The sequence below is a fragment of the Methylobacterium sp. Leaf118 genome, from assembly GCF_920984675.1.
Taxonomy (GTDB): Bacteria; Pseudomonadota; Alphaproteobacteria; order Rhizobiales; family Beijerinckiaceae; genus Methylobacterium.
In genome coordinates this window covers 1-16,854 of record NZ_CAKLBV010000084.1, presented here as the reverse complement: position 1 = coordinate 16,854, position 16,854 = coordinate 1, and the positions used below count along the sequence as shown (strand labels likewise).

Sequence of the window (16,854 nt, the reverse complement as noted above, 5' to 3'; positions counted from 1 at the left end):
CACCGTCACTAGGGTGCCGCCTCGCCGCACGCCCTCGGCATAGGTCTCGGCGTCCGCGCCGCTCAGGCCCGCCCCGGTCAGCGCGCCGATGAGGCCGCCCGCGGCGGCGCCGACGCCGGCCCCCGACAGGACGGAGATCAGCCAGCCGGCCGCCACGATCGGGCCCGCCCCGGGGATGGCGAGGAGGCCGAGCCCGGCGAGCAGGCCCGCGCCACCGCCGAGCACCGTGCCCACGGTCGCGCCTGCCCCGGCCCCGTCCGCGGCCTCGTGCTCCGCGGCGCGCGGCACGGAACCAGCGGAGGGGGCATCGCCCCCCCGCTCCGCCGCGCCGAGGGTGACGACGCCGATCTCGGATTGCGGCACGCCCTCGGCCTCGAGTTGGTCGACGACGCGGGCGGCGTCGTCCTGGCTGTCGAACAGGGCGGTGACGGCGGTGGCGGCCATGGCGGCTCTCCTGGTGCTGTCCGGTTGCGGTGCGAGGCTCCGCCTAATCGGCGGCGACCTCGCCGCGAAAATCCAGGCCGACCGCGACGGTGCGGCCCGCATGCGTCGCCCGGCCCCGCCAGATGCCCTGGTCGTCGAGCCGCAGCTCGGCCACGTCGGCGAAGCCCAGGGCGTCGAGACGCGCGCGGGTTTGCTCCGCGGTGAAGCTGTTGGCGCCGGGGAGGAGCCGCGTCGCGACCGCGCCATGGGCCTTCACGGCCTCCGGCGGCGGGGCTGCGGCCTCGGGTGCCGCCACGACCGGGGCCGCGAGCAGCGGCCCGGCCAGGACGAGAAGAAGGCTATGGGCGCGCATCGCATCGGCCTCCGCGGGTCGGGTTGCGCCCACGGGACGCGGCGTGCGCACCGGGGGCGGATTGCTCCACCAAGCCCACGGCTTTCCGCTTGGTTCCGCCTTGAGGGCCCCGGTCCGGACCGGCACGTTAACGCGGCGCTAACCCTGAACCCGGCAAATCCTGCCGGGTGGGCCTCGTGGCGCCCGCGGGGGATCGTGTCGAAATGAGCGAAACGGCCAGGGCCGTTCCGGCGGACGGGGGCGGCCTCAGCGCCCTTTCGGCCTTCGTGCCGAACCGCGCCAGCCTCCGGGCGCTGTCGAAGCGCACGGACCTGTTCTTCGCGACCGCGGTGATGGGCATCCTCGTGGTGCTGATCTTCCCGCTGCCCGCGATCCTGCTCGATCTCCTGCTCGCCGTCTCGATCATCATGTCGGTTCTGATCATGATGACGGGCCTGTTCATCGACAACCCGCTCGAATTCACCGTCTTCCCGACGCTGCTTCTGATCGCGACGATGCTGCGGCTCGCGCTCAACCTCGCCTCGACGCGGCTCATCCTCGGCCACGGCCACGAGGGCACGGCGGCGGCGGGCCACGTCATCGAGGCCTTCGGGCATTTCGTGATGGGCGGCAATTTCGTCATCGGAATCATCGTCTTCGCGATCCTGATCATCGTGAACTTCGTCGTCATCACGAAGGGCTCAGGGCGAATCGCCGAGGTCGCCGCCCGCTTCACCCTCGACGCCATGCCCGGCAAGCAGATGGCGATCGACGCCGACCTCTCGGCGGGGCTGATCGACGAGAAGGTCGCCAAGGCGCGGCGCTCGGCGCTGGAGGAGGAATCCTCGTTCTTCGGCGCCATGGACGGCGCCTCGAAATTCGTTCGCGGCGACGCGGTCGCGGCGCTCCTCATCACCGGCATCAACATCGTCGGCGGCATCTTCATCGGCGTCGCCCAGCAGGGGCTCGGCTTCGGCGAGGCCGCCAAGACCTACACCCTGCTCACCATCGGCGACGGGCTCGCCTCGCAGGTGCCCGCGCTCATCGTCTCGACGGCGGCCGGCATCCTGGTCTCGAAGGCAGGCGTGAAAGGCTCGGCTGACAAGGCTCTCGGCAAGCAGATGGCGAACTACCCCAAGGCGCTCGGCATGTCCGCCGCCGTGATGGGGCTGATCGCGCTCCTGCCCGGCATGCCGATGCTGCCCTTCGTCGGGCTCGGCGCGGCGGCGGGCTACGCCGCGTGGCGCATCGCCAAGACCCAGCGGGAGGCCCCGCCGGCCGAGGGGGCCCCCGGCTCGCCGACGGCCCCCGGCGGCGCGGGCGGCCCCGTGGAGGAGACCGTCACCGACCTGCTCAAGCTCGACGACCTGAAGCTGGAAATGGGCTACGCGCTGCTCCCGCTCGTGAGCGGCGAGGGCCAGGACCGGCTCACCGACCAGATCAAGGCCCTGCGCCGCCAGCTCGCGGCGGAACTCGGCATCGTCATGCCGTCGGTGCGCATCCTCGACAATGTCAGCCTGGAGGCCAACACCTACGTGGTGCGCGTCAAGGAGATCGAGGCGGGCACCGGCCAAGTCTTCCCCGGCCAGTTCATGGCGATGGACCCGATGGGCGGGCAGGTCCAGCTGCCGGGCCTGCATCTGATGGAGCCCACCTTCGGCCTGCCGGCGAGCTGGGTCGACGCGTCCCTGCGCGATCAGGCTCAGCTCAAGGGCTACACCGTGGTCGATGCCGCGACCGTCATCTCGACGCATCTCACCGAGGTCATCAAGGCGCACGTCTCGGAACTTCTCAACCACGTCGAGGTGCAGAAGCTGCTGCGGGAACTGCCCAAGGAGCATACCGAGCTGCTCAAGGAGGTGGTGCCCTCCCAGATCGCCACCACCGGCATCCAGCGGGTGCTGCAGCTGCTGCTCGCCGAGCGGGTCTCGGTGCGGGATCTCGGCTCCATCGTCGAGGGCATCGCCGAAGTGGCCGGCCACGTGAAGAACCCGCGCGACATCGTCGAGCACGTGCGCGCCCGTCTCGGCCGCCAGATCTGCGCGCAGTACCAGGGCCCGGACGGGACGCTGCCGATCATCACCCTGTCGCCGGCCTGGGAGCAGGCCTTCCTCGAGTCGATCGTCGGCGAGCGCGAGGAGCGTTACCTCGCCATGCAGCCCTCACGCCTCAGCGACTTCGTGAATGCGGTGCGCGACCGCTTCGAGCAGGCCGCCCGCATGGGCGAGATGCCGGTGCTCGTCACCTCCGTGCAGGCCCGGCCCTTCGTGCGCTCGATCATCGAGCGCTTCCGCCGCGAGACCCCGGTGATGAGCCAGGCGGAGATCCATCCCCGGGCGCGGCTGCGGACGGTGGGATCGGTGTGAGCGGCCGGTCCGCCCGAGCGGGCCCCATGCCTGATCAAAAATTGTGCGACCGACCGACCATGCCGGGCGTCAGGAAATTATCATTTATCAGTTTTTAATGCGTAGTCCCTAAGGGAGACCGGGTTTCTGCTCCTCTCTCCAGACGTTCACCGGCGGATCGGGCCATGTTCATTCTCAACATCCCGCGCAAGCTATACATCCTCGTCGTGCTCGCCGGTGTCGGTCTGGTCGCCATCAGCGGCGTCGCGCTGACCTATCAGTACGACGCGATGTACAAGCAGCGCATCGATCGCCTTCGACTGATGACCGAGGCGGCTGCGAACCTGATCGACCATCATCGCAAGCGCGCCGAGACGGGACAGATGAGCCCGTCGGACGCGCGCGCCGCCGCGTTTGCCGCGGTCAGCGCCATGCGCCACGGCCAGGACGGCTACATCTTCGTCTTCGACCGCGACGGCCTCACACTCGCCCACGGCGATCCGAAGATCATCGGACGCAACTTTACGACAGTCGAGGACACGACGGGTTTCCGCTTCGTCGCCGACGTCATGCCGCGGGCCGTGCGCGAGGGCGTCGCCACGGTCCTCTACACCTGGAAGCGGACGCCGGAGGCGGAGGCGAGTCCGAAGATCAGCCTATTCCGGCATTACGAGCCCTGGGACCTCCATGTCGCAACCGGTGTCCACATCGAGGACCTCAGGGAGGCGCTGCTGCTTCAGGTGAAGCGGCTCGGCGGCGTCGCACTGGGGCTCCTGATTCTCCTGGGCATCGTCTCCTCGCTGGTCATCCGCTCCATCGTGCGCCCGATGGAGAACCTGCGCCGGACGATGGGCGAACTCGCCGCGGGCCGCACCGACCTCGACCTTCCCGAGACCGCGCGCCGGGACGAAATCGGCGCCATGGCGGCGGCCGTGGCCGTGTTCCGGGACAACGCGATCGAGCGGGCGCGGCTCGAGGGCGAGCAGGAGGCGGATCGGGCGCTCAAGCTGCGGCGCTCGGAGCGGCTGAACGGGCTGATTCATGGTTTCGAGGGCACCATCACCGGGATCGTCGGCGCGATCGGGGGCGCGGCGAGCGAGCTCCAGGCAACGGCGAGCACCATGGCCGGCACCGCCCATCAGACCGCCGGCCGGTCCGTGACCGTCGCCGCCGCCGCGGAGCAGGCGACCACCAACGTCAACACCGTCGCCGCCGCCGCCGAGGAACTCGGTGCCTCGGTCCAGGAGATCGGGCGACAGGTCGACGGTTCGGCGGCGCTCGCCCGGGCCGCCGTGGACGAGGCCAATCGGACGGCCACCCTGGTGAACGAACTCAGCGCCGCCGCCCTGCGGATCGGCGACGTCGTGGCGATGATCTCGGCCATCGCTGGCCAAACCAACCTTCTGGCCTTGAACGCCACGATCTAGGCCGCGCGGGCGGGCGAGGCCGGCCGCGGCTTCGCCGTGGTGGCCGCGGAGGTGAAGGACCTGGCCGGGCAAACCGCGCGGGCGACCGACGAGATTTCCACCCAGATCGGCCGCATCCAAGGCTCGACCGATGAGGCGGTCGCGGCGATCAGCGACATCGCCGGCCGCGTGCGCGAGATCAGCGACGTGGCAACCTCGATTGCTGCGGCGGTCGAGGAGCAGGCCGCCGCGACCCAGGAAATCGTTCGGAACGTCGCCCAGGCCGCCACCGGCACCAACGACGTGACGAACAACATCGCGGGCGTCGCCCACGCCTCGGAGGAAACCGGCGCCGCCGCCGAACAGGTGCTGGGGGCGGCCGACGGATTGTCGCGCCAGTCGGTTCAACTCGACGGGGAGGTGCGCCGCTTCCTCGACACCGTGCGCAGCGCGTGAGCGCTGCCATCCGCCGAAACCGGCCTCACACCTGCGCTTCGATCGCGCGCAAGACCGCGACCAGCTGTTCGGCCTGATGGCGGGTCAATCCGCTGCTGACGATCGTGCCGTTCCGACAGATCGAACAGGTGCCGTCCTCGGCGACCCGTACCTTGATCGACGCCATGATGCTCTAACCCGGGGGCCGAACGCGCCCCCCCTGCCGCAAGCTTAACAGTTCGTGAAGGCCCGGCAAGGCCGGGTGTCTCGCCCTCCACGGGAGCGGCAGGTAGCGACGCGCGGGCGCCGCGTCACGGCCGGCGGACGGGCCCCAGGGCCGCGCCCGGTGCATGCCCGCCCCGGCCGCGCCGGCCCCAACGGGCCGGCAAGGGGGGCCGGCGCGGGACGGACGGTCAGACCGCCTTGTTCTCCAGGCGCTTCTCGATGACGTGGCTGTTGAGGCCCGGCGCCACAAGCGGCGCCTCGGGCGGGTTCGGATCGGTCTTGTTGAGGGCCTTCGACAGGCGCGAGCGTTCGAACAGCAACACCACCACGATGGCGATCGCGAAGGGGATCAGCAGGTAGAACAGGCGGAAGATCAGCACCGCGGCGAGCACCGGCGCCTTCTCGGCATCGGTCTGGAGCTGCATGGCGGTGAAGAAGACGAGCTCGAACACGCCGAGGCCGCCGGGGGCGTGCGAGGCGAGCGCCACGGAGAACGAGGCGAGGAAGATGCCGAGCACCGCGATGAAGCCGGGATTCAGGCTGTCGGGCAGGGCGAAGTAGATGATGCCGGCCGCGCCCAGCAATTCCAGCGGGGCCGCGATGAGCTGGCGGACCATGATCTGCAGCCGGGGATACTCGACCTTGAACTTGCGGATCGTCAGGGGGCGAAAGCGCAGCACGGAGCCGAGCACGTAGAGGGCGACGAAGGCGAGCAGCGCGAAGCCGACGATCCGGGCGGTGGCCGGGTTGGTCAGCGCCGCCGGGAGCAGGCTCTCGAGCCGCGACAGCAGGCCCGGATCGTAGACCAGCACGAAGCCGCCGAGCAGGATCGTGCCGAGGCCGAAGGTGAAGGAGCACAGGGCCACGAGCACCGCGACCTGCGCGGCCGAGAGGCCCTTCGACGTGTAGGCCCGGTAGCGCACCAGGGCGCCGGAGAAGACCGAGGCGCCGATGTTGTGGGAGAGCGCGTAGGTCGTGAACGAGCAGACCGAGACGAACCACCACGAGATGCCGCGCACGCCCAGATGCAGCAGCGCGATCCGGTCGTACCAGGCGAGCGCCGCGTAGGCGACCAGCGTCGAGAGGGCGGCGAACAGGAAGTGGTGGAGCGGGATGGCGGCGAAGGCCGACTCGATGCTCGACCAGGACAGGGTCTTCAGCTCGCCCCAGAGCAGGTAGCAGGAGCCCACCACCGCGGCGAGGCCGATGAGACCCCAGACGATTTCACTGACTTTCTTCATGGATACCGGCCGCCTCCCTCGGGACCGGCCCCTCCTGCGCCACGACCGCGCGCATCGCAAGCGGGTCCGGCGCGGCCGTCTCGATGGGCGGGCGTTTGCCCGCCGATCATGACGGTTTCATGCCGGACGCCGGAGATCCGGGACGCGGTCAGGCCCGGGCGCGCAGTCCGATCGCGTCCATCTCGGCCTGTTCGCGGGCGGCTTCCGCGGCCCGCTCGGCGGAGCGTTCGCGATCCTCCAGGATCTCGACCTTCTTCAATTCCTCGAACGCCTCGCCGAGTTCGGCCTTGGCCTCGGCCAGCTGCCCGTCCAGGGCGGCGGCCGACTGGCGCATGTTGTCCCGGCGGGCGGTCGCGGCGCGGGCATAGGTCGGGTAGGCGAAGTGGGCCGGATCGGAGATGCCGGCGCGGGACTCCTCCTGGGCGACCTCGCGCTCGAGCTCGGCCGCCATGCGGTTGAAGTCGGCCATCATCATCTCGATCTGCGCCACCCGGCGGCGCTTCTCGTCCACCTGGAACCGACGCAGCCGGATCAGCGTGTCACGCGATTTCATGTCGGGCCATCCACTCCTACGCTACGCCGGCGACGAGGCGGGTGAGCGCCGCGATCCCTTCGGATCCGATGCCGGCGCCGCGCTCCGCCTCATCCGCCGCCGACGATGGCGGCCAACCGTGCGTAACCCTCGCCGATGGAGGTTGCTTCTTCCTTACCCTGCCCCAGAAAAGCCGTCAGATCGGGGATGAGCGCGACCGCCTCGTCCACCTCCGGCGAGGAGCCGGCCCGGTAGGCCCCGAGCCGGATCAGCTCCTCCATGTCGGCGTAGGTCGCGAGCAGTGTGCGGGCCCGTCGCACCGTCGGGAGATGGGCCGGATCGCAGGCCCGCGGCATGGTGCGCGAGACCGAGCGCAGCACGTTGATCGCCGGATAGCGCCCCTGCTCGGCGATGCGCCGCTCCATCACGATGTGGCCGTCGAGGATGCCGCGCACGGCATCGGCCACCGGCTCGTTGTGGTCGTCGCCCTCCACCAGCACCGTGAACAGGCCGGAGATCGCCCCCTCGCCGGTGCCGGGGCCGGCCCGCTCCAAGAGGCGCGGCAGTTCGGAGAAGACGGTCGGGGTGTAGCCCTTGGCCGTCGGCGGTTCGCCGCCGGCCAGCCCGATGTCGCGTTGCGCCATGGCGAAGCGGGTGATCGAATCGATCATGCAGAGCACCTGCGCGCCCTGGTCGCGAAAATACTCGGCCACCGCGAGCGTCACGTAGGCGGCATTGCGGCGCATCAGCACCGGCTCGTCGGAGGTCGCCACCACCACCACGGAGCGGGCGAGCCCCGCCGCGCCGAGATCGTCCTGCAGGAATTCCTGCACCTCGCGGCCCCGTTCGCCGACGAGGCCGATCACCGCCACGTCCGCGGCGGTGTAGCGGGCGAGCATCGACAGCAGCACCGACTTGCCGACGCCGCTCCCGGCAAAGATGCCCATGCGCTGGCCGCGGCACATGGTCAGGAAGGTGTTGATGCAGCGCACCCCGAGATCGAGGGGCGGCCCGACCCGCTTGCGCCCGTGCGCGGGCGGCGGGTCCGCCCGCAAGGGATAGATCGCCGGTCCCTGGACCAGGGGTCCGAGCCCGTCGATCGGTCGCCCGAGCGCGTCGAGGGTGCGGCCGAGCCATGCGCCCGACGGACGGACCGCACCCGCCGCCTCGTCGCGCACCAGGGCCGGGCAGCCGCGCCGCACGCCCTCGAGCGAGCCGAACGGCATGGCGAGCGCCCGGTCGCCGGCAAAGCCGATGACCTCGCAGGGCACGGAGGCGGGGATGTGGGCCGAGCCCTGGCCCGCCGGGGTGCCGCGGGCCTCGACCACGATGTCGAGGCGCCCGCCCAGCCGCATGGCGGCGACGGGTCCGGCCACCTCCACGAGCAGCCCGCGGATCGCCGTGACCCGGCCGAACGTCTCCAGCGGCTGGACGGTGGCGAGGGCGGCGAGCGCCGCCCCCAGCCCGCCCGCTTCGCGTTCCCCCGACATGGCGTCCTCGCGGTTCCCTGGCGACGCGTTCACGGGTTGGCCCGCCCCCGCGTCACCGATCCGTCCGATGTCTTAACACTCGGGCGCCCCCCGCACCGCAGGGGCGCCGGCGTGGCCGCAACCCTGGCGCAAGCTTTGCCGACAAAGGTCAGACTCTGTCACCCCGAAGCAACAAGGCCTTCATCGCGAGCAGACAGAACGGGTTAGCCGAATCGCGTTTCCGGCCGGGCGAGTCCGGACGCGGTTCCTGGAGAACAGATTGCCAACCATGGTGCGACTCGCGAGGGGACTCGAGGGAGACAATCCTTGCAAGCGGGATTCGGCTTTTGTTAACGGTTAAGGAATAGCGTTTCGAAAGTGGGAATGAGGGAGCGTCCGCCGTGGCCGTCGGCGGACGACCGGCGGCGGCTTGTCTCAAGCGCCCTGAAACGGCCAGGCCGGGTGGGGACCGACGATGCGCGTACTTCTGATCGAGGATGACAGCGCCACGGCGCAGAGCATCGAGTTGATGCTCAAATCCGAGAACTTCAACACGTACACGACCGACCTCGGCGAGGAGGGCGTCGATCTCGGTAAGCTCTACGATTACGACATCATCCTTCTCGACCTCAACCTGCCCGACATGTCGGGCTACGAGGTGCTGCGCTCGCTCCGCGTCGCGAAGGTGAAGACGCCGATCCTGATCCTGTCGGGCATGGCGGGCATCGAGGACAAGGTGAAGGGTCTCGGTTTCGGCGCCGACGACTACCTGACGAAGCCGTTCCACAAGGACGAGCTGGTGGCGCGCATCCACGCCATCGTGCGCCGTTCGAAGGGCCACGCGCAGTCGATCATCACCACCGGCGACCTGATCGTGAACCTCGATCAGAAGACCGTCGAGGTGGCGGGTTCCCGCGTCCACCTCACCGGCAAGGAGTACCAGATGCTGGAACTCCTCTCGCTGCGGAAGGGCACCACGCTGACCAAGGAGATGTTCCTCAACCATCTCTACGGCGGCATGGACGAGCCCGAGCTGAAGATCATCGACGTGTTCATCTGCAAGCTGCGCAAGAAGCTGGCGAATGCGAGCGAGGGCAAGAACTACATCGAGACCGTGTGGGGCCGCGGCTACGTGCTGCGCGAGCCGATGGAGGGCGAGGACCGCATGGCGGTCTGACCCCACCACATCCCGGCCCCAAGCCCCGGCCCTACGACCAAACCCCGCTTCGGCGGGGTTTTTTCGTCGCCCGGCGCGGGCCGATCAGCGGCCGACGATGTGGGGCACGAGCCGGTCCGACAGGGCGCGCGCATGGCGGCGGGCCGTCTCGGCGTCGTCGGCCAGCGAGCGGATGGTGAGCCCATCGCCGCCGCGCAGCACGACCGCGGTCGCCCCCGCCATCGGTCCCATCCGGTAGGCGCTGAGCCAGCCCACCGCCGGCGCCACCGACAGGGCGGAGACGCGGCATTCCGGGCTGCGCGCCTGGCAGATCTCTTCCAGGCGCGCGAGGGAGGTCTGGCCTGAGCGCACGCGCTCCTCGGTGCCGTCGGCCTGGCGGCCGACCAGCACATCGATCATCGGCGAACCCGGGCAGGTCGGGCAGGTCAGGGTCAGCCGGGCGGGCGCGGCGCGGGCCGCGAAGCCGTCGCCCAGCGCCGCCTTGGCCTCGGCTTCGACCGCGGTGAGATCGCGGAGCGCGAAGCCGTCGGCCCAGGCGGCGACCGGCGCGAGGCCGAGGAGTGTGGCAAGGACGACACGGTGCATCACCATCCTCCTTGCCCCCCGCCTCAGCCCTGCGCCGCGTCCGTCTGGAAATACGGCTCGACCGTTCCCTTCAGCTTCACCGTCATCGGGTTGCCGGCCCGGTCGAGGGTCTTGCCGGCGGAGAGCCGCACCCAGCCCTCGCTGACGCAGTATTCCTCGACATTGGTCTTCTCGACGCCCTTGAAGCGCACCCCGACGCCCCGGGCGAGGATAGCCTCGTCGTAATGCGGGCTGTTCGGGTTGACCGAGAGGCGATCGGGCGGAGTGTCGGACATGGTGGGGGCCGTCGGCTGGAGTGTCCGGGCCGGTTACGGCAATCGGGCCGCGCCCGCAACGCGCGACCGCCACAGGCCGGCCGGGCCCGCGGCAAGCCGCGTGGCGGCGGCCGACCCTTGACCCGGCGGACGATGCAACAATAACGGCCGATCGTCAGCCTCCGCCCCGCTTCGGTCGCGCGCCCCGTCGATCCGCGCTAAACAACTCATCTATATCACGAAAACTTGCGGGCTGCCGTCGCCGCCGGAGGCGTCCGGGCCTTGCCGAACGGGTTGCGCCTCCGCTTCGACCGTTGCAACAGATGCCCCAATCGCGCGCCTCTTCCGCGGAACGGAGGGTCGAGCGCGCCCACGCGAGCGGGAGAGGACGGCATCGCCATGGCCGACAACATGTCCGAGGATCTGAAGGCCGGCGCCCTCATCTACCATCGCCTGCCGAAGCCCGGGAAACTGGAGATCCAGGCGACCAAGCCCCTCGGCAACCAGCGCGACCTCGCCCTGGCCTATTCCCCCGGCGTCGCCGCCGCCTGCATGGCGATCCACGACGACCCGCAGGAGGCCGCCAACCTCACGATCCGCCAGAACCTCGTCGCGGTGCTCACCAACGGCACCGCCGTGCTCGGGCTCGGCGATATCGGCCCGCTGGCCTCCAAGCCGGTGATGGAGGGCAAGGCAGTCCTCTTCAAGAAGTTCGCCGGCATCGACGTGTTCGACGTCGAGGTGAACGAGAAGGATCCCGAGAAGCTCGTCGAGGTGGTCTGCTCGCTGGAGCCGACCTTCGGCGGCATCAACCTCGAGGACATCAAGGCGCCGGAGTGCTTCGAGGTCGAGGAGCGCTGCCGGGAGCGGATGAACATTCCGGTCTTCCACGACGACCAGCACGGCACCGCGATCATCGTCGCCGCCGCCGTCCTCAATGCCCTGGAGCTCGCCGGCAAGCAGCTTTCCGACGCCAAGATCGTCACCTCCGGCGCGGGCGCGGCGGCGCTCGCCTGCCTCAACCTTCTCGTCTCGCTGGGCGCCACCCGTGAGAACATCACGGTCACCGACATCAAGGGCGTGGTCTTCAAGGGCCGCACCGAGCTGATGGATCGCTGGAAGGCGGTCTACGCACAGGAGACCGAGGCTCGCACATTAGCCGAGGTCATCCCCGGCGCCGACGTGTTCATCGGCCTCTCGGCCGGCGGGGTGCTCAAGCCCGAATATCTCGAGAAGATGGCGGTCAAGCCGCTCATCATGGCGCTCGCCAATCCCTATCCCGAGATCATGCCCGATCTCGCCCAGGAGAAGCGCCCCGACGCGATGATCTGCACCGGGCGCTCGGACTTTCCGAACCAGGTCAACAACGTCCTGTGCTTCCCCTACATCTTCCGCGGCGCCCTCGATGTCGGCGCGCACGCCATCAACGAGGAGATGAAGAAGGCCGCGGTGAAGGCCATCGCGGCGCTCGCCCGCGAGACGCCCTCCGATGTGGTGGCCCGGGCCTATGGCGGCGAGGCCCAGCCCTTCGGCCCGAAATCCCTGATTCCGAGCCCGTTCGATCCACGCCTGATCCTGCGCATCGCCCCGGCGGTCGCCAAGGCGGCGATGGAGTCCGGGGTCGCCGGGCGGCCGGTCGAGAACATCGAGGCCTACGCCGAATCCCTCGACCGCTTCGTCCACCGCTCCGGCTTCATCATGAAGCCGATTTTCTCCAAGGCCAAGGAATCGCCCAAGCGCGTCGTCTACGCCGAGGGCGAGGACGAGCGGGTGCTGCGCGCCTCGCAGGCCCTGGTCGAGGACAAGGTCGCCCGCCCGATCCTGATCGGCCGCCCCCGGGTGATCGAGACCCGGATCAAGCGCTTCGGCCTCTCGATCCGCCCCGGCGAGGATTTCGACCTCATCGATCCCGAGGACGATCCCCGCTACCGCGCCTACGTCTCGACCTATCTCGAGGTCGCCGGCCGGCGCGGCATCACCCCCGATCTCGCCCGCACCCTGGTGCGCACCAACAACACGGTGATCGGGGCACTCGCCGTGCGGCGGGGCGAGGCCGACGCGCTGATCTGCGGCCTGGAAGGCCGGTTCGAGACGCGCCTGCGGGTGATCCGCGACATCATCGGCTTCAATCCCGATGTGCTCGACTTCGCCGCGATGAGCCTGATCGTGACGAAGAAGGGCGCCTTCTTCCTGGCCGACACCCATGTCCGCCCCGATCCGTCGGCGGACGAGATCGCCGACGTGGCGATCGCCTGCGCGAACCACGTGACGCGCTTCGGCCTGACCCCGAAGATCGCCTTGCTCAGCCATTCCGATTTCGGCCAGTCGGATTCGGGCACCGCCCGCAAGATGCGCGGCGCCCTCGAGCAGATCCGGGCGCGCGCCCCGAAGCTTCAGGTCGAGGGCGAGATGCAGGCCGATTCGGCCCTGTCGGAACTGGTCCGCGACCGGGTGCTGCCGGGTTCGAGCTTCAAGGGGGCGGCCAACGTGCTGATCTTCCCCAATCTCGACTCGGCCAACATCGCCTTCCAGTTCGCCAAGATCCTCGCCGACGCGCTGCCGGTGGGTCCGCTGCTGATCGGCCCGGCCAAGCCCGCCCACATCCTGACGCCCTCGGTGACCGCCCGCGGCATCGTCAACGTCACCGCCGCGGCGGTGGTGGAGGCCCAGGCCGGCGCGGTCACGGAGATCAAGGCCACCGCCGAGCCCGGCGTCGGACCGATCTCGGAGTGAGGCGAGCGGGCGCCGTCGTGCCGAACGACGGTGCCCCCTCGGAGGGCGGGGCTGGCCTTCGGGCCCTCAAGGCCAAGCCAGCGCCGCGCCTGGAAGGCTGAGCGGGCGGGACCATCGATCCGGGGCGGTCATACCAAATCCGGTTAATCCCTTCGGGATGGCGGATTTGGGCTTCGCTCAAACGCCGCGCGGGCTTGCCTGATACGGGCTCCGCTTTGATCAAGCGGAGCCCGGATCAGGCCTCCGGCCACGCCTCGCCCGTCGCGAGCCGGCGCACGGAAAACCCGCCGCCCGGAAACACCACCGCCACGCCCGGGCACTTGGGGCGCAGGTCCCAGGCCTTGAGCTCGGCGTAGCGCAGCGCCCAGCTGCGGCCATCCGGGCTGCGGGACAGGAAGCAGCGCTCGAAGGCGAGGAGCTGGGTCGGCATCGGTGGATGCGGGCCGTGGCCCGTGTCGATGTCGAGACGCAGGTGGTCCTGCCCGCCCGCCTCGAAGACGCGGAAGGCGTCGAGCAGGGCGTCGTATTCGAGGCCGTCCACGCAGAGCTGCAGGCAGACCCGCGGGGCGAACCCGGCCCGGGGATCGATCGGCCGATCCCGTTCGAGCGTCAGGCAGAAGCGCCCGCCCGCATCCTCCGGAAGGGTGAGCACATGGTCCCCCCCGACCCCATCGAGGGCACGCAGGCGGTCGGGCTCGATCGGCGAGGGCGCGGCCTCGCGGCCCTCCGCCCGTCCATGGTGGAGGAAGTGCTGGAGCGGATTGACCCCGGCCGCCACGAGATCCGGATAGCGGGCGAGGTAGAGGCTGGTGCTGAAGGCCGGGCTCGGATCGAGCCCCCGGGCCGCCCCCTCCCGCAGGTAGTGCCGAAGCGGGTCGAGCCGGGTCCGGCCGCTCTGGCGGTGGTAGAAGGCCGAGTCGAAATCCGCGTTCGGATTGCGGCCCGCCCTGGCTCCGAACCAGACATAGTGCAGGAACGGGTCGAGCCCGCTCCTCGCCACGCCCGGGTTGCGCTCCCCGTAATAGGCGGCATCGAACAGCCGGGGCACCCGGCCGAGAAGGGCACGGCGCAGGAGGCCGGAGGCGACGCCGACGAGCGGTGCGAGAGGGGAGCGCGCGCTCATGCGACCACCTGGGACTCGCACAGGCGCCGGATCGCCTCGGTGAAGGCCGCCGGATCGCAATCCTCGCGGATGCGGGCGAGGCCGGCCGCGCGCACGGCCTGCCACGTGACCGCCTCTTCGTGGAGCCGCACCAGCGCCGTCGCGAAGGCCTCCGGATCGCGCCAGTCGCGGGCGAGAAGCCCGGTGCCGTCGGCCCAGCCGAGCTGGTCGGCGAGGATCGGCGTGGCGACGCAGGGCAGGCCGCGGGCGACCGCCTCGTGGACCTTGTGCGGGATGCCCGCGGCAAAGCGGGTCGGCGCCACGAACACCCGGGCGGCGTCGAGATGGGGCTCGGTGCGGGGCACCCGGCCGGTGATCCGCACACCGTCGCGGATGAACCGCGCGCGGATCGTGTCGGCGATCTCGCCGACGATCGTGAGTTCGGCGCTCGGCAGCGCCGCCCGCACAAGCGGCCAGACGCTGCGAAGGCACCAGTCGAGGGAATCGACGTTCGGCTGGCCCTCTCGACCAAGGGCGCCGACGAAGACGAAGCCGGCGCGTTCGGAGAAGTCCGGGCCCGGCCCCGCGGGCACGTGCAGGGCGTGACCGAGGACGCTGACGTTGCAGGCGGCGTAGCGGGCGAGCACCCGCGCCTCGGCGGGCGAGACGCAGACCACCGCGTCGGCCAGGCCGAAGCGACGGGCCTCGTGCTCCGCCTGACGCGTCAGCTCGGCGGCGACGGCATGGCCCGCGGTGGCGGCCTCCGTCACGAAGTCGCGCAGGGCGAACAGGGCCTCGGAATCGAACACCACCCGCGAGCGCACGAAGCCACGCGGGTCGAGCCCCTGCGCGTCCAGCCCCTGGAGCACGAAGTGGATGTTGTGCGGGCGGCTGACCCAGAGCACGTCGTAGCGGTCGCGCCGCTCGGCGATCAGCCGCGCGAAACCTTCGTCGCCGTCGGCATAGGCGATCTCGATGCGCGCATCGAGATCGCGGTAGCGCTGCGCCTCCTCCGCGTCCGCCCCGTAATTCGGGAAGAGGGTCACGGCATAGCCCAGGCCCGCCATGGCGTTGAGGATCGCGTTGGCGCGGGGCAGGCCGGCGCCGAGATCCTGATGGGGCACGCGGTCGTCGACGTAGAGCACCCGCAGGCGCCACGGATCATGGTCGAGATCGGCGCCGGGCTTCGGCTGCGGCCCCTGCTCGAACAGGGCGGCGCGGTGCCGTTCGAGGAAGCGGACGCGGTTCCGGTCGAGCAGCGCCTCCACGTCCTCGCGCCGGGTGCTGGTAGCGTTCTCGTAGTGGATCGCGGTGGCCCGCGGCTGCACCAGGACGCGGCGCCCGGCCTGATGGCAGCGCAGGCAGAGGTCCGTGTCCTCGTAATAGGCGGGGGCGAAGAGCGGATCGAAGCCGCCCAGGGCCTCGAATAGGGTCCGCTCGATCATCAGCACGGCGCCCGAGACGTAGCCGACGTCGCGGGTGGCAGCGTAGGCGGGCGCGAACGGATCGGGATCGCCCCGCCCATGCGGATGGGTCAGCCCCGCATCGTCGCGGAATCCGGCGCCGGATTCCTGGAGATAGCCGCCGGGGAAGACGAGGCGGGCGCCGACGATGCCGACATCGGTCTGCTCGTGGAAGGCCGCGACCAGGGCGGCGAGCGCCCCGGGCATCAGGTCGACATCGGGATTGAGGAACAGGACGAACCGCCCCCGCGCCCGGGCGGCGCCGGCATTGCAGGCCGGACCGAAGCCGGTATTCGCGTCGTTCTCGATCAGCGTCACGCCATCGAGGCGGTCGTAGAGGGCGCGGGTCTCGGGGGTGGAGGCGTTGTCGACGAGGATCACCTCGAAGGGGATTCCGGCGAGCGGCTGCTGGGCGCAGAGCCGATAGAGGGTCAGGGCCAGGAGATGGCGGGCATCGCGCGCCACGATCACCACCGACACCGCGGGGTCGGGGACCGGCGCGAAAGCGAGGCGCACGCCGTTGCGCATCAGCGCGTCCCAGATCAGGGCGGCCTCGGCCAGCGCCACGCGGCGGCCGAGGCCGGGATCGACCGTGTCGAGGACCGGACGGGCGGGGGTGTCGCTCACGGCCTCGCCTCCTCGTCGAGCACGATCCGGCCGATCCCGTCATCGGTCAGCAGGAGAATCTGGCCACCGCCCGCCGGGAGGTCCCCGGCGGCGCGAAGGGCGAGGCTCGCCGGGACGGGCGCGGGCAGGCGCCCGGTTCGGTCGGCGTAGGGGGCGGACGCGCGCAATTGCAGCCGCGTGACCCGTTCCAGGCGCAGCTCGGTCGCCGCCTCGGCCCCGATCAGGAAGAGTGCGGACGGATGGCTGCCGGCGGCCAGCACGCCCGGGAGGAGCGTCGCCACCTCCAGCCGGTCGCCAGCGCGGCCGACCACCCGGCCCGTCGTCTCGAAATCCGCGTTCATCGCCGCGAAGGCCCGCGCCAGCGCCGCCCGGGCGGGGGCGGCGAGCGTCCGGTCGCGGACCCATTCGGGCGCGAGGGCGAGATCGAGGGCGCCGAGGTCCGGCACCGGGCCGCTCGCCGCGGCGTCGGCCCGCGCGAACCAGCG

The 16,854-nt window shown here is 70.6% G+C and carries 12 protein-coding genes and 3 pseudogenes; 4 read left to right on the top strand and 11 right to left on the bottom strand.

Annotated elements, in window-relative coordinates; all coding sequences use genetic code 11:
* Together LW587_RS22035 and LW587_RS22030 are read right to left on the bottom strand one after the other, a co-directional pair.
* Positions 1–444: pseudogene (locus tag LW587_RS22035) on the bottom strand (hypothetical protein); the annotation flags it as partial.
* A 43-nt stretch (positions 445–487) separates the two neighbouring features.
* Positions 488–796: a hypothetical protein gene (locus LW587_RS22030; protein ID WP_232631730.1), complete on the bottom strand. Its 309-nt coding sequence runs from the start codon at positions 794–796 to the stop codon at positions 488–490.
* 203 nt (positions 797–999) lie between these two features.
* Between LW587_RS22030 and flhA the strand changes: the two genes are divergently transcribed.
* Together flhA and LW587_RS22020 are read left to right on the top strand one after the other, a co-directional pair.
* Positions 1,000–3,141 carry a flagellar biosynthesis protein FlhA gene (gene flhA, locus LW587_RS22025; protein ID WP_232631729.1) on the top strand — a complete coding sequence of 714 codons (2,142 nt, stop codon included), beginning with the start codon at positions 1,000–1,002 and terminating at the stop codon, positions 3,139–3,141.
* Positions 3,142–3,305: 164 nt separating this feature from the next.
* Positions 3,306–4,982: pseudogene (locus tag LW587_RS22020) on the top strand (cache domain-containing protein).
* Between the two features lie 25 nt (positions 4,983–5,007).
* On the opposite strand, the gene LW587_RS22015 reads toward LW587_RS22020, so the two are convergent.
* The 4 genes from LW587_RS22015 to fliI all read right to left on the bottom strand — a co-directional run bounded on the left by LW587_RS22015 (position 5,008) and on the right by fliI (position 8,449).
* Positions 5,008–5,148: a hypothetical protein gene (locus tag LW587_RS22015; protein ID WP_232631728.1), complete on the bottom strand. Its 141-nt coding sequence runs from the start codon at positions 5,146–5,148 to the stop codon at positions 5,008–5,010.
* Between the two features lie 226 nt (positions 5,149–5,374).
* Complete coding sequence (locus LW587_RS22010) at positions 5,375–6,427, bottom strand: lysylphosphatidylglycerol synthase domain-containing protein (RefSeq protein ID WP_232631727.1); 1,053 nt, start codon at positions 6,425–6,427, stop codon at positions 5,375–5,377.
* Between the two features lie 148 nt (positions 6,428–6,575).
* Positions 6,576–6,980, bottom strand: coding sequence for a flagellar export protein FliJ (gene fliJ / locus LW587_RS22005; protein WP_232631726.1), 405 nt, complete (start codon positions 6,978–6,980; stop codon positions 6,576–6,578).
* Positions 6,981–7,069: 89 nt separating this feature from the next.
* The gene (gene fliI / locus LW587_RS22000; RefSeq protein ID WP_232631725.1) at positions 7,070–8,449 is read right to left on the bottom strand and encodes a flagellar protein export ATPase FliI; all 1,380 of its coding nucleotides are present in this window, start codon (positions 8,447–8,449) and stop codon (positions 7,070–7,072) included.
* A gap of 454 nt (positions 8,450–8,903) precedes the next feature.
* Between fliI and ctrA the strand changes: the two genes are divergently transcribed.
* Positions 8,904–9,605 (top strand): response regulator transcription factor CtrA, encoded by a 702-nt coding sequence (ctrA, locus tag LW587_RS21995; protein WP_232631724.1) that lies wholly within the window; start codon positions 8,904–8,906, stop codon positions 9,603–9,605.
* An 84-nt stretch (positions 9,606–9,689) separates the two neighbouring features.
* Here ctrA and LW587_RS21990 read toward each other — a convergent pair whose 3' ends face one another.
* Positions 9,690–10,190, bottom strand: coding sequence for a hypothetical protein (locus LW587_RS21990; RefSeq protein WP_232631723.1), 501 nt, complete (start codon positions 10,188–10,190; stop codon positions 9,690–9,692).
* 23 nt (positions 10,191–10,213) lie between these two features.
* Positions 10,214–10,465: a DUF3297 family protein gene (locus tag LW587_RS21985; RefSeq protein ID WP_232631722.1), complete on the bottom strand. Its 252-nt coding sequence runs from the start codon at positions 10,463–10,465 to the stop codon at positions 10,214–10,216.
* 378 nt (positions 10,466–10,843) lie between these two features.
* On the opposite strand from LW587_RS21985, the gene LW587_RS21980 reads away from it, so the two are divergent.
* Positions 10,844–13,177, top strand: coding sequence for an NADP-dependent malic enzyme (locus LW587_RS21980; protein WP_232631721.1), 2,334 nt, complete (start codon positions 10,844–10,846; stop codon positions 13,175–13,177).
* A 235-nt stretch (positions 13,178–13,412) separates the two neighbouring features.
* Here the strand turns inward: LW587_RS21980 and LW587_RS21975 are convergent, their stop codons facing one another.
* The 3 genes and pseudogenes from LW587_RS21975 to LW587_RS21965 all read right to left on the bottom strand — a co-directional run.
* Complete coding sequence (locus tag LW587_RS21975) at positions 13,413–14,300, bottom strand: hypothetical protein (RefSeq protein WP_232631720.1); 888 nt, start codon at positions 14,298–14,300, stop codon at positions 13,413–13,415.
* A complete protein-coding gene (locus LW587_RS21970; protein WP_232631719.1) occupies positions 14,297–16,369 on the bottom strand; it encodes a glycosyltransferase in 2,073 nt (690 codons plus the stop codon). Before LW587_RS21970 ends, LW587_RS21975 begins: the two co-directional genes overlap by 4 nt.
* A pseudogene (locus LW587_RS21965) lies at positions 16,366–16,854 on the bottom strand (hypothetical protein); the annotation flags it as partial. The pseudogene LW587_RS21965 and the gene LW587_RS21970, both read right to left, overlap by 4 nt.